This is a genomic window from Bradyrhizobium sp. IC3195, from assembly GCF_020193585.1.
GTDB classification, from domain to species: Bacteria; Pseudomonadota; Alphaproteobacteria; order Rhizobiales; family Xanthobacteraceae; genus Bradyrhizobium; species Bradyrhizobium yuanmingense.
The window spans coordinates 67,824-89,400 of record NZ_JADYVG010000013.1 but is presented as its reverse complement, the minus strand read 5'-3'; the positions used below and the strand labels follow the sequence as shown (position 1 = coordinate 89,400).

Below are 21,577 nucleotides of genomic sequence, written 5' to 3'. Positions count from 1 at the left end.
ATGTCGTTCAAGAAGCTCCTGATCGCCAATCGCGGCGAGATCGCCATCCGCATCGCACGCGCGGCGGCCGATGCCGGCATTGCAACGGTCGCGATCCATCCTGCCGACGATGCGTTGTCGCTGCACGGGCGCGTTGCGGACGAGGCGATCGAGATCCCCGGCCGCGGCGCACGGGCCTATCTCGACATCGAGGCCGTGGTGATGGCGGCCAAGAGCGCAGCTTGCGATGCCGTGCATCCCGGCTATGGCTTCCTCAGCGAGAACGCGGCTTTCGCGAAAGCCTGCGCCGACGCCGGAATCACCTTCGTCGGGCCGAAACCGGCTGCGCTCGAGCTGTTCGGCGACAAGGTTGCGGCACGTCAGCTTGCCAAACGCTGCGGCGTGCCGATCATTGCCGGCACCAGCGGGCCGTCGAGCCTCGAGGAGATCACGGCATTCTTCACCTCGCTCGGCAGCAATGCTGCGATCGTGATCAAAGCGATGGCGGGCGGTGGCGGCCGCGGCATGCGCGTGGTGGAGAACGCGTCCGATCTTTCGGAAGCCTATGCGCGCTGCCAATCCGAGGCCAAGGCGGCGTTCGGCTTCGAGGGCGTCTATGCCGAGCGGCTGATCCGGCAGGCGCGCCACATCGAGGTCCAGATCATCGGCGACCGCCATGGTGCGATCTCCCATCTCTGGGAACGCGAATGCACCATCCAGCGCCGGCACCAGAAGCTGATCGAGGTGGCGCCGAGCCCGTCATTGAGCGATGCCCTGCGCGGCCGCATCATCGAAGCGGCAAAGCAGCTGGCGGGCGCCGCGTCTTACGACAATCTCGGCACGTTCGAGTTTCTGGTCGACGGAACCGCCGAGGACAGCTTCGCCTTCATCGAGGCCAACCCGCGTCTCCAGGTCGAACACACCGTGACCGAAGAGGTGCTCGGCGTCGATCTCGTCCGCGCCCAGCTCGCGGTCGCCGCAGGCAGCACATTGAGCTCGCTCGGTCTTGCGCAGGCATCGATCCCGAAGCCGCGCGGCCATGCCATGCAGCTGCGCGTCAACATGGAGACGCTGGACGTGTCAGGCGCCACCCATCCGACCGGCGGTGTGCTCGCGGTATTCGAGCCGCCGTCGGGCCCCGGCGTGCGCGTCGATAGTTTCGGCTATGCCGGCTACAAGACCAGCGCGGCCTTCGATTCGCTGCTTGCCAAGGTGATCGTGCACACGCCGAGCGAGGCCTGGCATGACGTCGTCGCGAAAGCCTCGCGTGCGCTACGCGAGTTCCGGATCGATGGCGTCGTCACCAACATCGCGTTTCTTCAGGCGGTGCTCGCACATCCCGATTTCAGGACCAACCGCATCGCGACTGATTTCATCGACCGCAACATTGCCAGGCTCGTGGAAGCATCGGATGGTGCCGCCAAGCCGCTTTACTTCGCCGCGGCCGAGCGTGGCGCCGGTCACAGCGCGGAGGTGCATGTCGCGCCAGCCGTACCTGAAGGCACGGTGATGGTCGCGGCGCCCTTGCAGGGAACCATCGTCACCATCCAGGTGAAGAAAGGCGAGATCGTCCGCCCCGGCCAGCAACTCGCCGTGATCGAGTCCATGAAGATGGAGCACCTCGTCATGGCCGAGCAGGGCGGGCGGGTGACAAAACTCGTCGCAGGTGACGGCGTCACGCTGATGCATGGCGAGCCGATCCTCTATCTCGAGCCGCTCGATGTCGCCGCCGACAGCACAACGGCAGAAGCCGACATCGATCTCGACCATATCCGTCCCGATCTTGCCGAGCTGATCGCCCGCCAGGCCAACACGCTCGACGAGAACCGCCCCGCTGCGGTCGAGCGCCGCCGCAACACCAACCAGCGCACCGCGCGCGAGAACGTCGCCCAGCTCGTCGACGACGGCTCATTCATGGAGTACGGCAGTCTCGCGATCGCGGCGCAGCGCCGCCGTCGCAAGCTCGACGATCTCATCAAGAACACGCCGGCGGACGGCCTCGTCATGGGCGTCGCCACGGTCAATGCCGAGAAGTTCGGGCCCGAAGGCGCGCGCTGCATCGTCGTCGCCTATGACTACACCGTGCTCGCGGGCACGCAGGGCCACATGAACCACAAGAAGATCGACCGCATGCTGACGCTGGCGGAAGACTGGCGCGTGCCGCTGGTGTTCTATGCCGAAGGCGGCGGCGGCCGGCCCGGCGACACCGACCGGCTCGGCATGACCGGCCTCGACGGGCCGTCCTTCGTGCAGTTCGCGCGGCTCTCGGGCCTTGTGCCTGTCGTCGGCGTTGTTTCCGGCTATTGCTTCGCCGGCAACGCCGCGATGCTCGGTTGCTGCGATGTCATCATCGCCACCAAGAACGCTTCGATCGGCATGGGCGGTCCTGCCATGATCGAGGGCGGCGGCCTCGGTGTCTATCATCCGGCCGAGGTCGGCCCCGTATCATTCCAGTCGCCGAACGGCGTCATCGACATCCTGGTCGAGGACGAGGAGGAAGCGACCCGCGTCGCGCAAAAATATCTGTCCTATTTCCAGGGTGCGGTGGCAGATTGGGAGGCTGCTGACCAGCGCCTGCTCCGCCGCGCCATCCCCGAGAACCGCCTGCGCGTCTATGACATCCGCAGCGTGATCGACCTCGTCGCTGACAAGGATTCCGTGCTGGAGCTGCGCCGCGACTACGGCGTCGGCATGATCACCGCACTGATCCGAATCGAAGGCAAGCCGTTCGGCCTGATTGCCAACAATCCGCGCCATCTCGGCGGCGCAATCGATGCCGATGCCGGCGACAAGGCTGCGCGTTTCCTCCAGCTCTGCGACGCCTTCGATCTGCCTGTTGTCTCGCTGTGCGACACGCCCGGCTTCATGGTCGGCCCCGAGGCGGAGAAGACCGCGATCGTGCGCCACGTCTCACGCATGTTCGTGACCGGCGCCAGCCTCACCGTGCCGCTGTTCGGCATCGTGCTGCGCAAGGGCTATGGTCTCGGCGCACAATCGATGATCGGCGGCGGCTTCCACGCCTCGTTCTTCACCGCGGCCTGGCCGACCGGGGAGTTCGGCGGCATGGGCCTGGAGGGCTACGTCCGCCTCGGCTTCCGCAAGGAGATGGAGGCGATCGCCGATCCCGAGGAGCGCGAGACCTATTACCGCAACAAGGTCGCCGAGCTCTATGCCAACGGCAAGGCGGTCTCGATCGCCTCCGTGTTCGAGATCGACAACGTCATCGACCCGGCCGAGACGCGGCGCTGGATCATGGCCGGTCTGCGCACGGTGCCGAAGCCCGAGCCGAGGACGGCGAAGAAGCGGCCGTGCATCGACACGTGGTGAGGGCGGTGCAGCAATAGCTGCTTTCCCGGTTCCCGATTGACATCCCCGCCTTTGCTGCCAGACTTTGCACAATAATACAGGGTGGAGACGTCCGCGATGGCCAGCCTCTCGGCCTCGAACCATGTCGCCCGTGTCTTGTCCGTCGCCAATCATGTGGCCGACGTCGATGCCTCCTCGCGGATTGCGAGTTCCTGGCGGCGCTGCCTCGTCAACCACAAGCTCGATCCCGCCCGCCAGGGCCCACCGCAGACGCTCACCGAAGCCGAAATCCGCCATGTCGCCGAGCCGATGGAGGAGACGATCCGGCTCGTCACGCCCGAGCTCGACGATCTCGCCCGTGTGCTGCACGACGCCGGCTACTGCGTCAATCTCGCCGATGTCAACGCGACCATGCTGTTCAGCCGTCTGCCGGGCGAAGCCGATGCAAGGATGTTTCTGGATTGGAAGATCTACACCGGCTCGAACTTCGCCGAGGCTTGCGAGGGCACCAATGGGCTCGGCACCGCGCTGGCCGAGCAGAAGCCGATCCTGGTGCATCGCGACGAGCATTTTCGGGCGCAATGGCACATGTTCTCCTGCGCGGTGGCGCCGCTGTTCGATCCGGTCGGCCGGCTCGCCGGTGCCGTCAACATCACCTCCTGCCGTGAGGATCTGGAGCGCGCCGCGCATCAGCTTGCACTTGCGGTGACGATGGAGGCGACGCGGCGGATGGAGGGTGCGATCTTCCGCGGGCATTTCCGCAATGCCTGGATCGCCACCGTGCCCGGTGACGGCGGCAGCGGCCTCGTCGCCTATGATGACGACCGCCGCATCGTCGGCGCCTGCCGCTCGGCGCGTGCGCTGCTCGGCCTCACCGACGGCATGATCGCCTCCGGCATCGACCTGTCGCGCTACCTCAAGTTCGACCATCACGCTGCGCGTGGCAGCGGCGAGATCGTCGAGCTGCGCCATGGCGACGGCCGTCCGTTGGGGCAGGGGCATGTTGCTCCGCCCCTGCGTGCGAGATCGCATGCGCCGCGCCGCGATGCGCAAGTCGATCGCTTTGATGCGTTGCACCGGCTCGCCGGCCGCGACCCCGGCCTGATCCGAAGCGTCAAACGGCTGCGGAGCATCGGCGACCACAATCTGCCGGTGCTGCTGCATGGCGAGACCGGCGTCGGCAAGGACGTGTTCGCGCGGGCCATTCACGGTGCGAGCAACCGCGCGCGCAACAATTATGTCGCGCTCAATTGCGCGGCGATGCCGGAAAGCCTGATCGACGCCGAGCTGTTCGGCTACGAGGCGGGCGCCTTCACCGGCGCGCGGCGCGAGGGTTCGAAGGGCCTGATCGTGCAGGCCGACGGCGGTACGCTGTTCCTCGACGAGATCGGCGACATGCCGATTGGCTTGCAGACGCGCCTGTTGCGCGTTCTGGAAAACCGCGAGGTCTGGCCGCTCGGCGCGCTCAAGCCCGTCACCGTCGATATTCGCCTGATCAGCGCCACGCATCGCGATCTCGGCCGCATGGCGGAAGCGGGGGCCTTCCGCGCCGACCTCTATTTTCGCCTGCGCGGCATCGAAGTGCGCCTGCCCGCCTTGCGCGAGCGCGCCGACCGCGACGACATCATCCGCCAGATCGCGCACGAGGAGGCGCCGAGCTGCCGGCTCTCGGAGGAGGCATGGTCGCAGCTCGCGGCCTACCCGTTTCCCGGCAACATGCGCCAGCTCCGCCACGTGCTGCGGCTCGCCGGCTGCACGGCGGAAGATGGCGTCATCACCGATGCCGATCTCGATCTGCCGCCGTTTGACGGACGGACGGAGCCTGATCTCGAAGCAGCCGAGCGTGCGACGATTGTCGCGGCGCTACGTAAGCATGATGGCCGCGTGACGGAAGCCGCGCGCGCACTGAAGCTCAGCCGCGCGACGCTCTATCGCAAGATCAAGCAGTTGAAGATCGAGACGGCGCAGTAGCTCTTTCTTCCCCTCTCCCCTTGTGGGAGAGGGTGGCTCGCCGCGCCGCGGCGAGACGGGTGAGGGGTCTCTCTCCGCGTATGACTCTGGTGAGTTTGCAGAGAGATACCCCTCATCCGGCGCTTCGCGCCACCTTCTCCCACAAGGGGAGAAGGAAGAAAGCGAGCACTCGTCCTACGAAAAATCCGTCCAGCTCAGATGCCGTGCGTCGAGATCGCCGATCGTCACGTTCTCGCGGAGTTCTCGTGGCGTGTGGAAATTGCTGCGCAAGTACACCAGCGGCGTGACGGCAGCGGAATGCGAGGCGCTGCGGACCTCGCCGACGAAGATCGAATGCGTCGTCGTCTCGAACTCCTGCGCCAGCACGCAGTCGAACGCGGCCACCGCGTCCGCCAGCACCGGTGCGCCGGTCACGCCACGCGTCCATTGCCCGAAGGCGAAGCGATCGTCGCCGTCGACGCCCTTCTGGCCGCTGAAGGTGAGGGCGAGCAGCGCGTGATCCTCATGCAAGAAGTTGATGGCGAAAGCACCTTCCTCCCGGATGCGGGCATGGGCGCTGGCGTTGCGGTTGACGCAGACGATCAGCGAGGGCGGCTTGTCCGACAACGAGCAGGCCGAGGTCACCGTCAGCCCCGTGCGCCTGCCGTGCTCGGCGCCCACCGTGACCAGCGCTACCGCACCGGCACATTGGCGCATCGCCTGCTTGAAGTCCTTCGCGTCCACCGTCACGCGGAAATCTCCCAGAATAGAAGCGGGTGCGGCACGATCGCGCCGCACCCGGCGCCAAGAGTCTAGCATGATCTCTTCGGAAAACCGCTATGCACTTTTCCGGATCATGCTTGCGTCAAGCCGCCTTCTTCGCGGAGCCGAGATGCCCAAGGCGCGGCATCACCTCGTTCTTCAGCAGCGAGAGCGAGTTGTGCCAGGCCTCGGCCTTATGCTTGTAGTCGAAGCCGAACACGAGCAGCACGCCGAAGCCGCCGACCTCGTCGTAGATCTTCTCGATCTTCTCGGCGACGGTCGCGGGCGAGCCGACGATCCAGTTCCGCTTCGCGCAATATTCGACCGTGACGTCGCTGTCTGGCACATCGGGCGCGTGCTTCAGATAGTCCTTGAAGCCGAAATGCCCGAGCAACGGCAGGAAGTACTCGCTCATCATTCGGCCCATCATGTCGCCGGTCGAGAGTTTCCAGGCCTCTTCGTCGGTGTCGGCGACGAATACCTCGCGCACCAGGCGCCAGTCCTGGCGGTTCGGCTTGCGGCCGGTCTTCGCGGCCCCGATCTCGACCGAGTCCCAATGGCTCGAGACATAGGCCGGGTTGAGGTTGAGGCTCATCGGGATGAAGCCGCGCTCGCCGGCGAGCTTGAGCGTGTCCGAGTTCTTGGAAAGGCCCGCAACGCCGATCGGCGGATGCGGCGCCTGCAGCGGCTTGATATGGGGCTTGAGGAAGTCGAACATCGTGTCCGGCTTGGTCACCGTCCAGTACTTCCCCTTGTGGGTGAAGGGCGCCGGCTCGGTCCACAGCTTCAGGATGATCTCCAGCGCCTCGCGCGTCATGTCGCGGTTCTGCCCGCTCATGCCGTCGACGTTGAACATCGCCCAGTCGCTCGGTAGCCCGCTCGCCGCCACGCCGAAATTGAGCCGGCCTTCGGAGAGATGGTCGAGCATGGCGACGCGGTTGGCGAGTTCGGCCGGGTGATGGTAGGGCAGCAGGAAGCCGCCCGGACCGATGCGCAGCTTCTTGGTCTGCATCAAGGCCTGCGCGATCAGGAGGTCCGGCGTGGGATTGGGTTCCCAGGGCGCGGTGTGGTGCTCGCCGACCCAGGCCTCCTGATAGCCGAGCTCGTCGAGCCAGCGCATGACCTGCAGATCCCAGTCGTTCCCTTCCTTCAGGCCGCACTCCGGCGGATGCGAAGGCATCGTGAAATAGCCGATCTCCATGGGTTTCCTCGTCTGATGTTGACGCGTCTTGTCGCGCGTTGACGGAGTTGAGTGACGAAGTGTCAGCAAGCGTTGTGCCAGCGCGGCGGAGCCTCAAAATGAAGAGAAAGGGCTGGTTTGCCCGCGCAATAGCCGGTATCTCGACGGGAGCCTTCTGGACATCGTCTCATGTGTCGCGAGACGGCGTCTTGGCCATGAGACGAGGACGAGACCTGACATGACCGAACCCGCCTATGTCGCGGTGGATTGGGGCACCAGCAGCTTCCGGCTCTGGCTGGTCGATCGCGCCGGTCAGGTGCTGGCCGAGCGCCGCAGCGGTGAGGGCATGCTGGCGGCGGCTAGGACCGGTTTTCCCGCCGTGCTGCAAGCGCATCTGGCCGTAGTCGAAGCGCCCGCGCATCTGCCGGTTCTGGTCTGCGGCATGGCCGGTGCCAAGACCGGCTGGGTCGAGGCCGGCTACGTCGACACGCCGGCAAAGCTCTCAGCCATCCTGAAACAGGCCGTGCGCGTGCCGGGCGAGGCGCGCGACATTCGCATCCTGCCGGGCATCGCCCAGCGCGATGCCAAGGCGCCGGACGTCATGCGCGGCGAGGAGACGCAATTGCTCGGCGCGCTCGGCCTCGATGCCGCGGGCGAGGCGCTGGTCTGCATGCCCGGCACGCATTCGAAATGGGTGCGGGTGAAAGACGGCACGGTGGAGCGCTTCTCCACCTTCATGACCGGCGAGCTGTTCAGCGCCGTCTCGCGCGAGACGATCCTGTCGCTCGCGGTCGCCGGCGCTGATGACGCCGAAGATATCGCGAGCTTCAAGGCGGCCGTAAAGGCCGCGTTCGACGCCCCGGCCTTCGCCGCCAATCTGCTGTTCACCGCACGGGCGCGCCAGCTCTTGTTCGGCGGCACGCCGGCAGCGGCACGTGAGACGCTGTCGGGCACGTTGATCGGTGTGGAGCTCGCGGCAGGGCTCTCCGGGACCGTACCGCAAGCGGGCGTCCAGCTGATTGCCGCGGGGCGGCTTGCGGTGCTGTATCGGCTGGCATTCGAGGCGCTCTCGGTAACCGCAAATCCGGTCGATGCGGATGAAGCCGTCCGCCGCGGCCTGTCGATGGCGGCAGCCGCGATCTGGACGAAGCAGAAGGACTGCGAGAGATGAGCGTTCCCTTTCCACCAATGCAGCGGCCGCTGGTCGCGATCCTGCGCGGCATCAAGCCTGAGGAGACCGAAGCGATCGTCGGCGTCTTGGTCGAGGCCGGCATGACCGCGATCGAGATCCCCCTGAATTCACCCGATCCATTCCGCTCGATCGCGCTTGCCGCGAAGCAGGCGCCACCAGGCGTGTTGATTGGCGCCGGCACGGTGCTGACGACGGCAGATGTCGATCGTCTCAACGATGTCGGCGGCAGGCTGATGGTCTCGCCCAATGTCGACACCGAAGTGCTGGCGCGCGCGCATCAGCATCGCATGGTGACCATGCCCGGCGTGTTCTCGCCGACCGAGGCGCTGCTGGCGGCGCGCGCGGGCGCGTCGAGCCTGAAATTCTTTCCGGCGAGCGTGCTCGGCGCTGCCGGCATCGCCGCGATCCGTGCCGTGCTGCCGGCAGGCGTGATGATCGCCGCCGTCGGCGGCGTCTCCGACCAGAATTTTGTCGAGTACATCAAGGGCGGGGTGACCGCCTTCGGGCTCGGCTCCAGCCTCTACAAGCCAGGCATGACGGCAACAGATGTCGCAGCCCGCGCAGAGGTGACAATTGACGCTTACGATCGGGCAATTGAGAAAGATTGAGCCGACAATAAACTAGCCGTAATCCTGACTTGGTCTATTCTGCCATTTGGTGGCGCGATGCCGACAAGCGCGCACCGTGTTATGCGACTGGCTGAATCAGGAGACCGACATGGCGATCAACAACGTGGCCGATCTGTTCGTGGCAACGCTCGAACAGGCCGGGGTCAAGCGCATCTACGGCATCGTCGGCGACAGCCTGAACGCGCTCACCGAGGCGCTGCGTCGCCGCGGCACGATCGAATGGATCCATGTCCGCCACGAGGAGGTCGCGGCCTTCGCGGCGGCCGGCGAAGCCGAGATGACCGGGAGCCTCGCGGTCTGCGCGGGCTCCTGCGGCCCCGGCAATCTGCATCTGATCAACAGCCTGTTCGATGCGCATCGCAGCCGCGTTCCCGTGCTGGCGATCGCTGCGCAGATCCCGACCGCCGAGATCGGCGGCGGCTATTTCCAGGAGACGCATCCGCAAAACCTGTTCCGCGAATGCAGCCATTATTGCGAGCTGGTGTCGGACCCGAGCCAGCTGCCTTACGTGCTGGAGAATGCAATTCGCGCGGCGGTCGGCTTGCGCGGCGTCGCGGTCGTCGCCATGCCCGGCGATGTCGCCTTCCGCAGTCCTCCGAAGCGCGCGTTGTCGACGACGCGTGGCCTTGCACTGGCTCCGCCGAAGGTCGTGCCGCAAGCGGATGAGCTGCAGGCGCTCGCGGATCTCCTCAACGGCGCCGAGCGCATCACGCTGTTCTGCGGCCGCGGCTGCGCCGGCGCGCATGCGCCTTTGATGCAACTCGCTGAAGCGCTGAAGAGCCCGATCGTGCACGCGCTCGGCGGCAAGGAGCATGTCGAATACGACAACCCCTATGACGTCGGCATGACCGGCTTCATCGGCTTCTCCTCGGGCTACGCCGCGATGCACGCCTGCGATGCGCTGGTGATGCTCGGCACCGACTTCCCCTACAAGCAGTTCTTCCCTGATGATGCGAAGGTCGCGCAGATCGATATCCGCCCGGAGAATCTGGGGCGGCGCTGCAGGATCGATCTCGGCCTCGTCGGCGACGTCAAGCTCACGATCGAGGCGCTGCTGCCGCTGCTCACGGCCAAGACGCAGCGCAAGCATCTCGACGACGCCGTTGCGCACTACAAGAGAGCCCGCGAGGGCCTCGATTCGCTCGCCAGGGGCACGCCCGGAGCCAAGCCGATCCATCCGCAATATCTCGCCAAGGTCATCAGCGACCATGCCTCCGACGATGCCGTCTTCACCGCCGATGTCGGCACCCCGACGGTGTGGGCGGCGCGCTATCTCGACATGAACGGCCGCCGCCGGCTGATCGGCTCCTTCGTTCACGGCTCGATGGCCAATGCCATGCCGCAGGCGATCGGGGCGCAGGCGGCGCAGCCCGGGCGCCAGGTCATCTCGCTCTCCGGCGACGGCGGCTTCACCATGCTGATGGGCGACCTGATCACGCTGACGCAGGAGAAGCTGCCGGTGAAGGTGGTCGTCTTCAACAACGGCGTGCTCGGCTTCGTCGCGCTGGAGATGAAGGCGGCGGGCTTCGTCGACACCAATGTCGACCTGGAGAACCCGGATTTCGCCGCGATGGCGCGCGCGATGGGCATCTTTGCCAAGCGCGTCGAGGATCCCGGCGAGCTTCCGGGCGCGATGAAAGAGATGCTGGCGCACAATGGGCCGGCGCTGCTCGATGTTGTTACCGCCAAGCAGGAGCTGTCGATGCCCCCGACCATCACGCCCGAGCAGGTGAAGGGCTTCAGCCTCTGGGTGTTGCGTGCGGTGATGAACGGACGCGGCGACGAGGTGCTCGACCTCGCGAAGACGAACCTGTTGCCGCGGTGATATCAGCCGGCGCGGTGGTTCACCTCTCCCCGCCGAGGAGAGGTGAACGTCTGCCAGTGCAGCACGATGCCGATCAGCATCGCCGGCAGAAAGCCGAGCGCGATCAGGAAATGCGGCAGCTGCTTCGGCGAGATGAGGGCGATGGCGATATCGGAGATCAGCCACAGCGCTGCGAACATCACCGCAAAATCCGTTCGCGGGCACCGCAGGTAATAGAACACGGCGGTGATGACGATGGCCGGGCCGATCGCGATGCCGATCATGATCGCGGTCAGCTCCTTCGGCGTCAGCGTGTCGAGCACCATCGATGCCAGCAGCCAGAGTGCGGCGAACATGGCAACGATGTCGAGCGGATGCCGCAATCCAATTCCTCTGGCGAAAGGCGCGCTATCGTTGGGGCCGGAGCTGCGGCCGTCAAGTCAAAATGGGCTTATTCCTCGTCACTTCCAGGCGTCGGGCGCAGCATGAAGTGACCGAAAGCGGTGGCGATCGGCTTCAAAGCATCGTCCTGCCAGGCCCGCGCCTCGAAGGCGACGATACGTCGGCCCTGCTTCACGATCGAGACGTCGGCAAACGTGTCGAGCGCGCGTCCGGAGCGCAAGTAGTTGACGGTGAGGCCGATCGGCTTGGGCGGTGCGCTAGCGCCGAGCTCCCGCGCCACGCCGATGATGGCGGTGGTCTCGAGGAAGGCGCCCGTCATGCCGCCATGGATCGCCGGCAGGATCGGATTGCCGATGATCTGCGGCGAGAACGGCATCGTCAGCGTGCCGTCATCGTTGACGCGGATGCCGAGCGCGCGCGCGAACGGGCTGCGCGCAAAGGGCCCGTCCGGATCCTCCGGCGCCTCCAGCGTCGGGATGCTGCGCGCATCCATCCGGCGGTCGGCGAGCATGTTGGTGCGGTTGGCGCCGATCATGAAGCAGGCGGTCGCGGTCGCGACCGGATCGTCCTCGGACTCCTGATAGGCGGTGGAGCGCACGAAGGCGATCGAGCGCGTGGTGCGGTAGCAGACCGAATGCGCTTTGATGTCGAGGCCGGGCGTTGCCGGCTTCTGGTAGTCGATGCGCAGATCCAGGGTCGCGATCGCGCGGGTGCCGTCGAGCGCAAGTTGCACCGCCATGCCGCAGCTCTCGTCCAGCATCGCGGTGACGACGCCGCCATGCAGCACGCCGGTCGCGGTGTCGCCGACGAAGACCGGTCGATAGGGCAGGCTGGACCAAGCCTCGCCAGGTGCGAACCGGTCGAGCTGGAGCCCGCTGATATGGCCGTAATCGGAGCGGCGGCCCTTGATGGCCTCGGCGAGTTCCTCGAAGGCAAGCGTGGTCGGCGTGGTGCTCATGGGGACCTTCTAGACCAGTGTCGGGCCTCGCGCAAAATCCCGAATGAGCCCCGCATGGGACGGTTTGGTCTCGACAGGGCGCGCCGAAGCGTCGATGGTGGGCGCTTCGTTCGTCGATGAACTGCAAGGAGCGCCCATGGCCGACCCCGAAACGCCCTCGACCGCCCAGGGGCCCGTCACCATTTCCACCTCCAGCGCCGAGCGGGCGCCGATCATCTATTTCGACGGCGCATCCTGCTTCGGTCACCACAACGGCGCGATCCAGATCGAGCTTGCCGCAAACCTGTTGATGCCGGTCGGCGCTGCCGTCAGGGTCGACGTGGTCCAGACCGCGCATCTGCGTTGCAGTGTCGCCGCAGCACTGGCACTGCGCGAAGCCCTCGAAAAGGCGCTCGCGATGTATCAGCAGGGTCAGAAGCAGCCGGTGGCGGAGGAGATACCGGCGGTGAAGAACTGAGGCTGCTGCGATCGCGTATCGATGCGATCGCACACTTGCTAAAGCGAGATCCATGCCACGGGCTCGCTGCAACCTCTCCCGCTTGCGGGAGAGGTCGCGCCGAAGGCGCGGGTGAGGGCTTTCTCCTCTAGGGGATTGTCCCATCGCGGAAACACCCTCTCCCCAGCCCTCTCCCGCAAGCGGGAGAGGGAGTGCACCTCCGCCGTAGCGATCGAACTGATCTCATCACGCTCTAGTTAGCCTACATGCACCTTCGGTTTCTTGCCGCCGTTCCACTTGCCGTCGAGCGCGCGCTCGATCTGGGCGGCGAGCTGCAGCAGGAGGCCGTCATTGGCCTGCTTGGCGATCGCCTGGATGCCGAGCGGCAGGCCGTGGTCTTGCGCCGCCATCGGCATCGAGATCGCCGGCATGCCGCAGAGATTGGCGAGCGGCGTGAAGGCGAAGAAGCGCCACAGATTGTCGAACCAGTCGCGCACATCAAGGTTGTCGGAGATGGTGAGATATTCCCTGGTGCCGACCTTCGGCGTCGGCAGCGCCGTGATCGGCGTCAGGATCACGTCCCATTGCTCGAAGAAGCTGCCGAAGCCGCGCGAGGTCGTGTTGAACACGGCCTGCATCTTCGCCCGCTCGGCAAAGCTGGTGTGGCGCCCGGCTTCCCAGATCCGGATGTTCATCGGCTCGATCAGATCCTCCGGCGGCTTTTCCAGTCCGCGCGCAGCGAGCATGTTGGAGATCACCACCGCGAAGTTCGAGATGTAGCAGGTGGTCTGCGCCTCGAAGGCGGCCGGGAGGTCGATCTCCGGCAGCGCATAGTCGACGTGATGGCCGAGGCCTTCGAGGAAGCGTCCGGCCTTCTCCAGCTCGGCAGCGAGCTCGGGCGTCGCGGTGTAATTGCCCCATGTGTGCGACAGCGCGATGCGAAGCTTGCCGGGATCGCGCTTGATCATCTCGCAATAAGGCTGCGCCGTGGTCCAGAACGGCATGAACTCGCCGGGCGCAGGCCCGCGCGCATGATCGACGAAGGCGGCAGTGTCGCGCACCGAGCGCGACTGGCAGCCCTGGATCGAGACGAGGCCGGTCAGGTCCGACATGTGCGGCGCGAGCGAGAACACGCCGCGCGAGACCTTCAGGCCGATATTGCCGTTGACGCCGGCGGGAATGCGGATCGAGCCGCCGCCGTCGGTCGCATGCGCGATCGGCACCACGCCCGCGGCCACCATCGCCGCGCTGCCTGCTGATGAGCCGCAGGTGGTGTAGTCCGTATTCCAGGGATTGCGCGTGACGTAGACGGCAGGATTGTCGGCCGACGAGCACACGCCGAATTCTGGCGTCGTGGTGCGACCGATCAGGTTGAGCCCCGCCTGACGGAATTTGCCGGTAAGGAACGTATCGGCGCTCGCGCGATTGCCGCGCATCAGCAGCGATCCCATCTCCTGCAGCCGGCCCTTCATGGTCGGTCCGAGGTCCTTCATCAGGAAGGGCAGGCCGGCGAACGGACCTGCGAGATTGGCGCCGTCCTTGGCGGGATCGGCGATCACGTCCTCGAACAGCTCGACCACGCCGGACAGCGCTGGATTGACCTTGGCAACGCCCGCGGCGGCCTGGCGCGCCAGCTCCTTCGCCGTCAGCTCGCCCTTGCGAACGCGCCCCGCCAGCGCGACGCCATCGTGCTGTGCCCATTCATTCCAGCTCATCGGCAAAGTCATGAAGTCAAATCCCCTTAAGGCCGCGGCGTCACCTTTTTCGCAACGGCCCGCGTGAATCAACCGAGGCGCCACGAGGGGCAGGGTTGCGCCCGGCGGAGAGGTCGGGCTGCCGGCTATCAATCCGACAGTCGCGCGATCGCTGCAACCGGGCCGCCGCCGGCCGGGCCCTGATGCTCGGCGCCGCCGGACACGTACACCGCGCCGGTGCCGGCAAGCCCCGCGATCAGGCCGCCGACCGCTGCGCGGGCGTGGCGGGTCGAGCTGATGTCGGTGTCTTCGAGCATGGTGTGGCGGAAGCCGCGCACGGCGCCGTCGGGAGAGGCCTCCGCCTTGGCGAAGATGTTGACGAGCGTGTGGCCCGCGGTGGTTTGCGGCGCCGCGCCGAGCCCGACGCTGTTCAACGCCGATAGCACCGCCGCGGCGTCGATCGCATCCTCCATCACGGCATGCCCGATCACGAACTCGCTTGCCGATGATGCCGAATTGCCGAGCACGATGACGACATTGTGCATCAGCTCGATCCCCGACGAGGTCGAGGCCACCTTGGAAAAGAGATCGTAGCGCCGTAGCACATCCTCGTCGCCGACGTCGGATCCGATCTCGCCGAGCGCGACCGCAACGCCCAATGCGGACGCACCGCGCGAATAGGCCATCGAGCTGTAAGCGCTCGTCGTCGCCGTCTTGTTGCCGCGCGCCTTTGCCGCCGCAACGCGCTCGCTGGTCAGCAGCGGGCACTTGATCTGCACGAAGTGAACGTCGGCGGGATCGCCGATGCCGGCATCCGCCATCGCGGCTTGCACGGCCTTGGCCGTCTCGGCGATTTGCGCGGAGCGGCCGAGCTCCTCGGGCAGGAAGTCCCGCGTGTGCGCCATGCCGATGCTGAGGCGCTTGCCGGATACGCCTGCCCGGCGCTCGGCCTCGCGGCGCGTGAACACCGTGATGTGCGGGCTCAGCACGCCCTCTGTGCCGCCGGACATCACGAAGGCGATCCGTTGCTCGACTGCCTCCGCCGACAGGCCGAGTTTGGGCGCCAGCGCCGCGCAGAGCGCGCGCACCGCATACTCCCGAGTAAAATCGTTGACGCCGCCATTGCCCTCGGTCTTGCCGAGAATGACCAGGATCGAGTTGGGATCGATCGCGCCTGAGCCGATCAAGTCCATCAGGCCGGAGGCGTCGCCGGGGCCTGTGGTGGCGATCCTGAAGACGCCGACCGATGTGGTACGCATGATTGGTCCTCGTGCGGAGAGTTCATTGGCCCGGCGGGAGCAAGCAGGCGCGGAACGCGGGGCCGATGTCAAGTCGCCGCGCCCCCACGAATGTGGCGAGATCGCATCGGTCGGGCAAAAAATCCTCTGTCGACGGTTGCGCACCGCACCTTGATGAATCAACCTTGGTTGGTCCATAAGCGGCGTCCCGCGGCCGGTGGTTCGCCCCTGCGCCCGCGTGCTTGGATTAGAGGGAATCTCGCGTGGCAAACATCAACCAGAAAATTGCGCAGGAGCTTGGGGTTCGCGCCGAGCAGGTCGAGGCGGCGGTGACGCTGCTCGACGGCGGCGCCACGGTTCCCTTCATCGCCCGCTACCGCAAGGAAGCGACCGGTGCGCTCGACGACGCGCAATTGCGCACTCTGGAGGAGCGCCTGGTTTACCTGCGCGAGCTCGAGGATCGCCGCAAGGCCATTCTCGAATCGGTCCGCGAGCAGGGCAAGCTCGATGCGGCCCTCGAGGCCTCGATCATGGCCGCTGACAGCAAGGCTCGCCTCGAGGACATCTATCTGCCGTTCAAGCCGAAGCGCCGCACCAAGGCGGAGATCGCCAAGGAAGCCGGCCTCGAGCCGCTCGCCAACCAGCTTATGGCTGAGCCCGGCAATGATCCGAAGGTCGTGGCGGAAGGCTTCATCAACGCCGAGAAGGGCGTCGCTGACGCCGCTGCCGCGCTCGACGGCGCCCGCGCCATCCTGGTCGAGCGCTTCGACGAGGACGCCGATCTGATCGGCGCCCTGCGCGAGGAGATGTGGACCAATGCGCGCATGGCCTCCAAGGTGCGCGACGGCAAGAAGACCGAGGGCGAGAAGTTCGCCGACTATTTCGATTTCTCCGAGCCGCTGACAAAACTGCCCTCGCACCGCATCCTCGCGATGTTCCGCGGCGAGAAAGAAGAAATTCTCGACCTGCAAATTCAGCCCGAGGCCGAGGCGCCGCCGCCGGGCGTGCCGAGCGCCTATGAATTGAAGATCATGAAGCGGTTCGGCATTGCCGATCTCAAGCGTCCCGGCGACCGCTGGCTGATCGATACCGTGCGCTGGGCCTGGCGCACCAAGATCCAGGTGCATCTCAATATCGATCTGCGCATGCGGCTGTGGAATTCGGCCGAGACCGAGGCCGTGCGCGTGTTCGCCTCGAACCTGCGTGACCTCCTGCTGGCCGCGCCCGCCGGCACCCGCGTCACCATGGGGCTCGATCCCGGCTACCGCACCGGCGTGAAGGTCGCCGTCGTCGATGCCACCGGCAAGGTGGTCGACACCACCGCGATCTATCCGCACGAGCCGCAGCGGCAATGGAACGAGTCGCTGGCGACGCTCGGCCGGCTCGCAATCAAGCACCGCGTCGAGCTGATCGCGATCGGCAACGGCACCGCCTCGCGCGAGACCGACAAGCTCGCCACCGAGCTGGTCAAGGGTCTGCCTGAGCTGAAGATGAACAAGATCGTGGTGTCGGAAGCCGGCGCGTCCGTCTATTCGGCCTCGGCCTTCGCCTCGGAGGAGCTGCCCGGCCTCGACGTCACCCTGCGCGGCGCGGTGTCGATCGCGCGGCGCCTGCAGGACCCGCTCGCCGAGCTCGTCAAGATCGAGCCGAAGGCGATCGGCGTCGGCCAGTATCAGCACGACCTCGGCCAGGCCAAGCTCGCCAAATCGCTCGATGCCGTGGTCGAGGATTGCGTGAACGCGGTCGGCGTCGATGTCAACACCGCCTCCGCGCCGCTGCTGGCGCGCGTGTCGGGTGTCGGCTCCGGCCTTGCCCAGAGCATCGTGGCGCATCGCGACGCCAACGGTCCGTTCAAGTCGCGCAAGGCGCTCAAGGACGTGCCGCGGCTCGGGCCGAAGGCGTTCGAGCAGTGCGCGGGCTTCTTGCGCATCCTCGGCGGCGAGGATCCGCTTGATGCCTCCGGCGTGCATCCGGAGGCCTATCCCGTGGTGCGCCGGATTCTCGAGGCGACCAAGAGCGACATCAAGGCGCTGATCGGCAACAGCGACGTCGTGCGCACGCTGAAGCCGAAGGATTTCGTCGACGAGACCTTCGGTCTGCCGACGATCACCGACATCCTTCGCGAGTTGGAAAAGCCCGGTCGCGACCCGCGCCCTGCGTTCAAGGCGGCGGTGTTCAAGGAAGGCGTCGAGGAGATCAAGGATCTCAAGAAGGGCATGATCCTCGAGGGCACCGTGACAAACGTCGCCGCCTTCGGCGCCTTCGTCGACATCGGCGTGCACCAGGATGGCCTCGTGCACATCTCGGCGATGTCGAAGACCTACATCAAGGACCCGCGCGAGGTGGTGAAGCCCGGCGACATCGTCAAGGTGAAGGTGCTGGACTTCGAGGTCGCCCGCAAGCGCATCTCGCTGACGCTGCGCCTCGACGACGAGGTCGGGCCTAAGAAGGACGCCCCCGGCATGCAGCGCGACAACAATCAGCGCAACGCAAGCCGCATGACCTCGTCCGCGCCGCGCAAGCAGGAATCTTCGGGCGGCGGCGCGCTCGCCGAAGCGCTGCGCCGCGCGGCGGAGAAGAACGGCGGCAAGCGGGCGTAGCGGCTGAGCGGCGCCGTTAGGACTGTCAAAGCTCGATCACGCCGCGCCGTGCCGCATGCGCCACTGCATCCGTGCGCCCGGTCGCATCCAGCTTGTCGAGCAGCGAGCCGACATGGAATTTCACGGTGTGCACGGAGATCCCGAGCTGACGCGCGATCATCTTGTTGGAGGCGCCTTCGGCCATCAGCGCCAGCACGTCGAGCTCACGCTGCGTCAGCGCGATGTCCGCAGGGCTGACACGTGGATCGCGGGCGATGATTGTCGCGGCGGCCTGCTCGCCGGGCGCGGCAAGGCGAAGCCCGGCGACATTGCCGAGCAGGGCCGCCAGGCGATCGGCGAGGGCGGCATCGTCGATCTCCAGCGATAGTACGATTTCGGCCGTCTTGTCCTCGCTCACGCCTCCGGCCTTTCCCCGACCGTGACCTTGAAGCTGACCGGCTCGCCGCCACGGTGCACGGCGACGTCCACCACCGCGCCGACGCTCGCAGGTCCCAGTGTCCGCGATAGCGCGCGCACGCCCGACAGCTTCTGGCCGTCGACTGCAACGATCACGTCGCCCTGGCGAATGCCGGCCGCGGCCGAAGGCCCAGCCTTGTCGACATTCATGACCATGGCGCCGATACCGTCGTCGAGCCGCACCGGCTGCAGACCAAGGCCGAGATAACCGCGCGCGATGCGGCCGCGCGCCTCCAGCTGGGGCGCGACACGCTCGATCGTCGCGGTCGGGATCACCAGCACGCGCCGCGGCCCGAGCACGGCCATGCCGAAGGCTTCGCCCGATGCATCGAGCGCGAGCCCGCCCTGCTGGCTGCCGCGCAGGCGGACGTCGAGCTCGATCCGCGCGTCGATGTCGCCGCCGCGCAAGGAACGCCAGCTCTTTCCGGACGCCGACACCATCCCGAGCGCCGCGCTTGGTGTCTCCCGGTTGGTCGCGACCACGACCGACAATGCGCCCAGCGGCGGGACGGTTGCGGCGAGCTTGACCGGTGCGACCGCGGCCTCAGTGCGCAGCAGCGCGATGTCGGTGGTGTGGTCGCGGCCGGCGATCGTGGCAGCGACCCGACGACCGTCGGCGAGGCTGGTCTCGACCTCGCCCTCGTCGGCGAGGGCCTCATCGGCGGTGATGATCAGGCCGCTCTTCCAGACGAAGCCGGTCGCGCGAGCGCGATGCGAATGCACGGAGACGACGGACGGCGCGGTGCGCGCCACAATGTCCGCGAGCGCGGACGACAGTGAGGACAGGGGACTAAGATCAGTCATGGCGGGGCTCCCGTAAGTTGTCCTCAATCTGGGATGCCGCGGGCGATTGCGAAACTGGCCGGGTGGCCAGGACCAGGACGGCCTCCGCAAGACCGCGACCGACGAACATGTGATTGGGAGCGCCTCACGGGAACGTGTAGCAATCCCAAAATTGGGCCATTTGGCCTCGAGGATTTCCAGCGAGCCCGACCGATGACCATCGACTTGACCCGCCGCACCCTGCTGCAGCTCGCCGGCGCCACCTCGCTCGCCATGGCCGCCGCAGCCGCGGCCCGTGCCGAGGGCACAGCGCAGGGCGGCGGCCCCACCTTTGCCAGCCGTACGCCGATGCGGGTCGGCATGGTGACGCTGCGGGTGAAGAGCCTCGACAAAGTCGCAGATTATTACCGCGATGTGATCGGGCTCACCGTGATGGAGCGCTCGGCGGCCACAGCCAAGCTCGGCACATCAGGCCTCACGCTGCTGGTGCTGGAGGCCCGTCCCGAAGCCGCGATTGAATCGCGCAGCGCCGCAGGCCTCTACCACACCGCCTTCCTGATGCCGACCCGCAAGGATCTGGCGCGCTGGCTGGTTCATGCCGCCTCGCACCGCGTGCCGTTGTCGGGCTTTGCCGATCATCTCGTCTCCGAATCCGTCTATCTCGACGACCCCGAAGGCAACGGCATCGAGGTCTATGCCGACCGCGACCCCTCGCAATGGCAATGGAGCGAGGGTAGCGTGAAGATGGCGACCGACGAGCTCAACATTCCCGACCTGTTGTCGCTCACCAATACGCGCGTTCCCGATTATGCCAAGGCGCCGGATGGAATGCGCATCGGCCACATGCATCTGCGCGTCGGCGATCTCGCCCAGGCCGAGAGCTTCTATCACGGCACCGTCGGCCTCGACCCGACCCGCCGCCGCAGCGGCGCGGCGTTCCTGGCGTCGGGCCGCTATCACCATCACCTCGGCATGAATGTCTGGCAGAGCCAGGGCGCCGGCCAGCGCGACGAGTCCACGACCGGTCTTGCCTGGTTCTCGCTGGTGATGGCGAAGCCGGAGCTGCTCGCCGCGCAGGAAGAACGGCTGCGCAAAGGCGGTGTGAAGGTCACGGCGCTTGCGGATGGGGTGGAGGCGATTGATCCCTGGGGCACGCGGGTGCGTCTGCTCAGGGTTTGATCGCCGGCGCCGGCATTGGTAATAGCGGTCAGCCGCAAACCAATCGACCGGGATCAGCGCCGCATGTCCGAATTCCACGGTGTCTTTCCGTATCTCGTCTCGCCCATCGATGCCGACGGGACGGTGCGAACCAACGTGCTGGCAAAACTCTGCGACGACCTGATCGGCGCCGGCGTGCACGGGCTGACGCCGTTGGGCTCGACCGGCGAATTCGCTTACCTAAACGCCGCGCAACGCATGGCGGTCGTGCAGACCACGATTGAGGCCGCGCAGGGGCGCGTGCCTGTTATCGCCGGCGTCGCCTCGACCGCAACGGCGGATGCGGTGGCGCAGGCGAAAGCCTGCCAGAAGTGTGGGGCCGACGGCATCCTTGCGATTTTGGAGGCGTATTTCCCCCTGGCCGATGCGCAGGTCGAATCCTATTTCCGCGCCATTGCCGATGCCGTCGACATTCCCGTCGTCATCTACACCAATCCGCAATTCCAGCGCTCCGATCTCACGCTCGACGTCATCGCGCGCCTCGCCGAGCATCCGCGCATCGGCTACATCAAGGATGCCTCGACCAACACCGGTCGGCTGCTCTCGATCATGAACCGCTGCGGGGACTCCTTGCGCGTGTTCTCCGCCTCCGCCCACATTCCGGCGGCGGTGATGCTGATCGGCGGCCGCGGCTGGATGGCGGGACCTGCCTGCATCATCCCGCGCCAGAGCGTGATGCTCTACGATCTATGCACGGCGGGCCGCTGGGACGAGGCCATGGCGCTGCAGCGGCGGCTGTGGCGGATCAACGAAGCCTTCGCCCGTTTCAATCTCGCGGCGTGCATCAAGGCCGGCCTTGCGATCCAGGGCTATGACGTCGGCGGCCCCGTCCCGCCGCAGGCGCCACTGACGGCGGATGCGCGCAAAATCGTGGAAACGGCGCTGCGCGAGCTGGAATAGCTCGCCACGCGGCAATATGCCCCGGCATCCGTGCCGGGCGCAAAATGGTCCATACCTGACCGAGAAACTTCCGCGCGTTTGCGACGTTGC

Annotated in this window: 17 protein-coding genes; 9 read left to right on the top strand and 8 right to left on the bottom strand. The window is 66.4% G+C overall.

The window, feature by feature from the left end; genetic code table 11:
• Both I6F09_RS23575 and I6F09_RS23570 read left to right on the top strand, forming a co-directional pair.
• Positions 1 to 3,306 (top strand): carboxyl transferase domain-containing protein, encoded by a 3,306-nt coding sequence (locus tag I6F09_RS23575; RefSeq protein WP_225189153.1) that lies wholly within the window; start codon positions 1 to 3, stop codon positions 3,304 to 3,306.
• A gap of 96 nt (positions 3,307 to 3,402) precedes the next feature.
• Positions 3,403 to 5,256, top strand: a complete 1,854-nt coding sequence (locus I6F09_RS23570; protein ID WP_225189152.1) for a sigma-54-dependent Fis family transcriptional regulator — start codon at positions 3,403 to 3,405, stop codon at positions 5,254 to 5,256.
• A gap of 174 nt (positions 5,257 to 5,430) precedes the next feature.
• On the opposite strand, the gene I6F09_RS23565 is transcribed toward I6F09_RS23570, so the two are convergent.
• Together I6F09_RS23565 and I6F09_RS23560 are read right to left on the bottom strand one after the other, a co-directional pair.
• Positions 5,431 to 5,985 carry a flavin reductase family protein gene (locus tag I6F09_RS23565; RefSeq protein WP_036009648.1) on the bottom strand — a complete coding sequence of 185 codons (555 nt, stop codon included), beginning with the start codon at positions 5,983 to 5,985 and terminating at the stop codon, positions 5,431 to 5,433.
• A gap of 115 nt (positions 5,986 to 6,100) precedes the next feature.
• Positions 6,101 to 7,198, bottom strand: coding sequence for an LLM class flavin-dependent oxidoreductase (locus I6F09_RS23560; protein WP_225189151.1), 1,098 nt, complete (start codon positions 7,196 to 7,198; stop codon positions 6,101 to 6,103).
• Between the two features lie 217 nt (positions 7,199 to 7,415).
• On the opposite strand from I6F09_RS23560, the gene I6F09_RS23555 reads away from it, so the two are divergent.
• The 3 genes from I6F09_RS23555 (at position 7,416) to poxB (ending at position 10,823) form a co-directional block, all read left to right on the top strand.
• Entirely contained in the window at positions 7,416 to 8,348 is a 933-nt protein-coding gene (locus I6F09_RS23555; protein WP_225189150.1) for a 2-dehydro-3-deoxygalactonokinase, read from the top strand.
• A complete protein-coding gene (locus I6F09_RS23550; protein WP_225189149.1) occupies positions 8,345 to 8,977 on the top strand; it encodes a 2-dehydro-3-deoxy-6-phosphogalactonate aldolase in 633 nt (210 codons plus the stop codon). The genes I6F09_RS23555 and I6F09_RS23550 overlap by 4 nt, the downstream gene beginning before the upstream one ends.
• A 109-nt stretch (positions 8,978 to 9,086) precedes the next feature.
• Entirely contained in the window at positions 9,087 to 10,823 is a 1,737-nt protein-coding gene (gene poxB, locus I6F09_RS23545; RefSeq protein ID WP_225189148.1) for a ubiquinone-dependent pyruvate dehydrogenase, read from the top strand.
• A 2-nt stretch (positions 10,824 to 10,825) separates the two neighbouring features.
• On the opposite strand, the gene I6F09_RS23540 is transcribed toward poxB, so the two are convergent.
• Both I6F09_RS23540 and I6F09_RS23535 read right to left on the bottom strand, forming a co-directional pair.
• Complete coding sequence (locus I6F09_RS23540; RefSeq protein WP_036009657.1) at positions 10,826 to 11,185, bottom strand: hypothetical protein; 360 nt, start codon at positions 11,183 to 11,185, stop codon at positions 10,826 to 10,828.
• 68 nt (positions 11,186 to 11,253) lie between these two features.
• Positions 11,254 to 12,162 (bottom strand): PaaI family thioesterase, encoded by a 909-nt coding sequence (locus I6F09_RS23535; protein WP_225113898.1) that lies wholly within the window; start codon positions 12,160 to 12,162, stop codon positions 11,254 to 11,256.
• A gap of 136 nt (positions 12,163 to 12,298) precedes the next feature.
• On the opposite strand from I6F09_RS23535, the gene I6F09_RS23530 reads away from it, so the two are divergent.
• On the top strand, positions 12,299 to 12,619 hold the full coding sequence (locus I6F09_RS23530; protein ID WP_036009675.1) for a hypothetical protein: 321 nt from the start codon (positions 12,299 to 12,301) through the stop codon (positions 12,617 to 12,619).
• A 236-nt stretch (positions 12,620 to 12,855) separates the two neighbouring features.
• Here the strand turns inward: I6F09_RS23530 and I6F09_RS23525 are convergent, their stop codons facing one another.
• Positions 12,856 to 14,325: an amidase gene (locus tag I6F09_RS23525; RefSeq protein ID WP_225189147.1), complete on the bottom strand. Its 1,470-nt coding sequence runs from the start codon at positions 14,323 to 14,325 to the stop codon at positions 12,856 to 12,858.
• A 116-nt stretch (positions 14,326 to 14,441) separates the two neighbouring features.
• Positions 14,442 to 15,551, bottom strand: a complete 1,110-nt coding sequence (locus I6F09_RS23520) for a ring-opening amidohydrolase (protein WP_225189146.1) — start codon at positions 15,549 to 15,551, stop codon at positions 14,442 to 14,444.
• Positions 15,552 to 15,793: 242 nt separating this feature from the next.
• On the opposite strand from I6F09_RS23520, the gene I6F09_RS23515 reads away from it, so the two are divergent.
• Positions 15,794 to 18,130 (top strand): Tex family protein, encoded by a 2,337-nt coding sequence (locus I6F09_RS23515; protein WP_225189145.1) that lies wholly within the window; start codon positions 15,794 to 15,796, stop codon positions 18,128 to 18,130.
• A 25-nt stretch (positions 18,131 to 18,155) separates the two neighbouring features.
• Here the strand turns inward: I6F09_RS23515 and I6F09_RS23510 are convergent, their stop codons facing one another.
• Together I6F09_RS23510 and I6F09_RS23505 are read right to left on the bottom strand one after the other, a co-directional pair.
• Complete coding sequence (locus tag I6F09_RS23510; protein ID WP_036009663.1) at positions 18,156 to 18,527, bottom strand: helix-turn-helix transcriptional regulator; 372 nt, start codon at positions 18,525 to 18,527, stop codon at positions 18,156 to 18,158.
• Positions 18,524 to 19,390: a S1C family serine protease gene (locus I6F09_RS23505; RefSeq protein WP_225189144.1), complete on the bottom strand. Its 867-nt coding sequence runs from the start codon at positions 19,388 to 19,390 to the stop codon at positions 18,524 to 18,526. Before I6F09_RS23505 ends, I6F09_RS23510 begins: the two co-directional genes overlap by 4 nt.
• Positions 19,391 to 19,582: 192 nt before the next feature.
• On the opposite strand from I6F09_RS23505, the gene I6F09_RS23500 reads away from it, so the two are divergent.
• Together I6F09_RS23500 and I6F09_RS23495 are read left to right on the top strand one after the other, a co-directional pair.
• Positions 19,583 to 20,548, top strand: a complete 966-nt coding sequence (locus I6F09_RS23500) for a VOC family protein (protein ID WP_036009665.1) — start codon at positions 19,583 to 19,585, stop codon at positions 20,546 to 20,548.
• Between the two features lie 63 nt (positions 20,549 to 20,611).
• Complete coding sequence (locus I6F09_RS23495; protein ID WP_036009666.1) at positions 20,612 to 21,487, top strand: dihydrodipicolinate synthase family protein; 876 nt, start codon at positions 20,612 to 20,614, stop codon at positions 21,485 to 21,487.
• Positions 21,488 to 21,577: the final 90 nt, after the last annotated feature.

Excerpts from the sequence above, each read along its gene's own strand:
- I6F09_RS23570 (WP_225189152.1), top strand. The coding sequence starts at position 3,403 with ATGGCCAGCCTCTCGGCCTCGAACCATGTCGCCCGTGTCTTGTCCGTC.
- I6F09_RS23550 (WP_225189149.1), top strand. The coding sequence starts at position 8,345 with ATGAGCGTTCCCTTTCCACCAATGCAGCGGCCGCTGGTCGCGATCCTG.
- I6F09_RS23525 (WP_225189147.1), bottom strand. The coding sequence starts at position 14,325 with ATGACTTTGCCGATGAGCTGGAATGAATGGGCACAGCACGATGGCGTC.
- I6F09_RS23530 (WP_036009675.1), top strand. The coding sequence starts at position 12,299 with ATGGCCGACCCCGAAACGCCCTCGACCGCCCAGGGGCCCGTCACCATT.
- I6F09_RS23560 (WP_225189151.1), bottom strand. The coding sequence starts at position 7,198 with ATGGAGATCGGCTATTTCACGATGCCTTCGCATCCGCCGGAGTGCGGC.
- I6F09_RS23535 (WP_225113898.1), bottom strand. The coding sequence starts at position 12,162 with ATGAGCACCACGCCGACCACGCTTGCCTTCGAGGAACTCGCCGAGGCC.
- I6F09_RS23500 (WP_036009665.1), top strand. The coding sequence starts at position 19,583 with ATGACCATCGACTTGACCCGCCGCACCCTGCTGCAGCTCGCCGGCGCC.
- poxB (WP_225189148.1), top strand. The coding sequence starts at position 9,087 with ATGGCGATCAACAACGTGGCCGATCTGTTCGTGGCAACGCTCGAACAG.
- I6F09_RS23555 (WP_225189150.1), top strand. The coding sequence starts at position 7,416 with ATGACCGAACCCGCCTATGTCGCGGTGGATTGGGGCACCAGCAGCTTC.
- I6F09_RS23520 (WP_225189146.1), bottom strand. The coding sequence starts at position 15,551 with ATGCGTACCACATCGGTCGGCGTCTTCAGGATCGCCACCACAGGCCCC.
- I6F09_RS23575 (WP_225189153.1), top strand. The coding sequence starts at position 1 with ATGTCGTTCAAGAAGCTCCTGATCGCCAATCGCGGCGAGATCGCCATC.
- I6F09_RS23495 (WP_036009666.1), top strand. The coding sequence starts at position 20,612 with ATGTCCGAATTCCACGGTGTCTTTCCGTATCTCGTCTCGCCCATCGAT.
- I6F09_RS23505 (WP_225189144.1), bottom strand. The coding sequence starts at position 19,390 with ATGACTGATCTTAGTCCCCTGTCCTCACTGTCGTCCGCGCTCGCGGAC.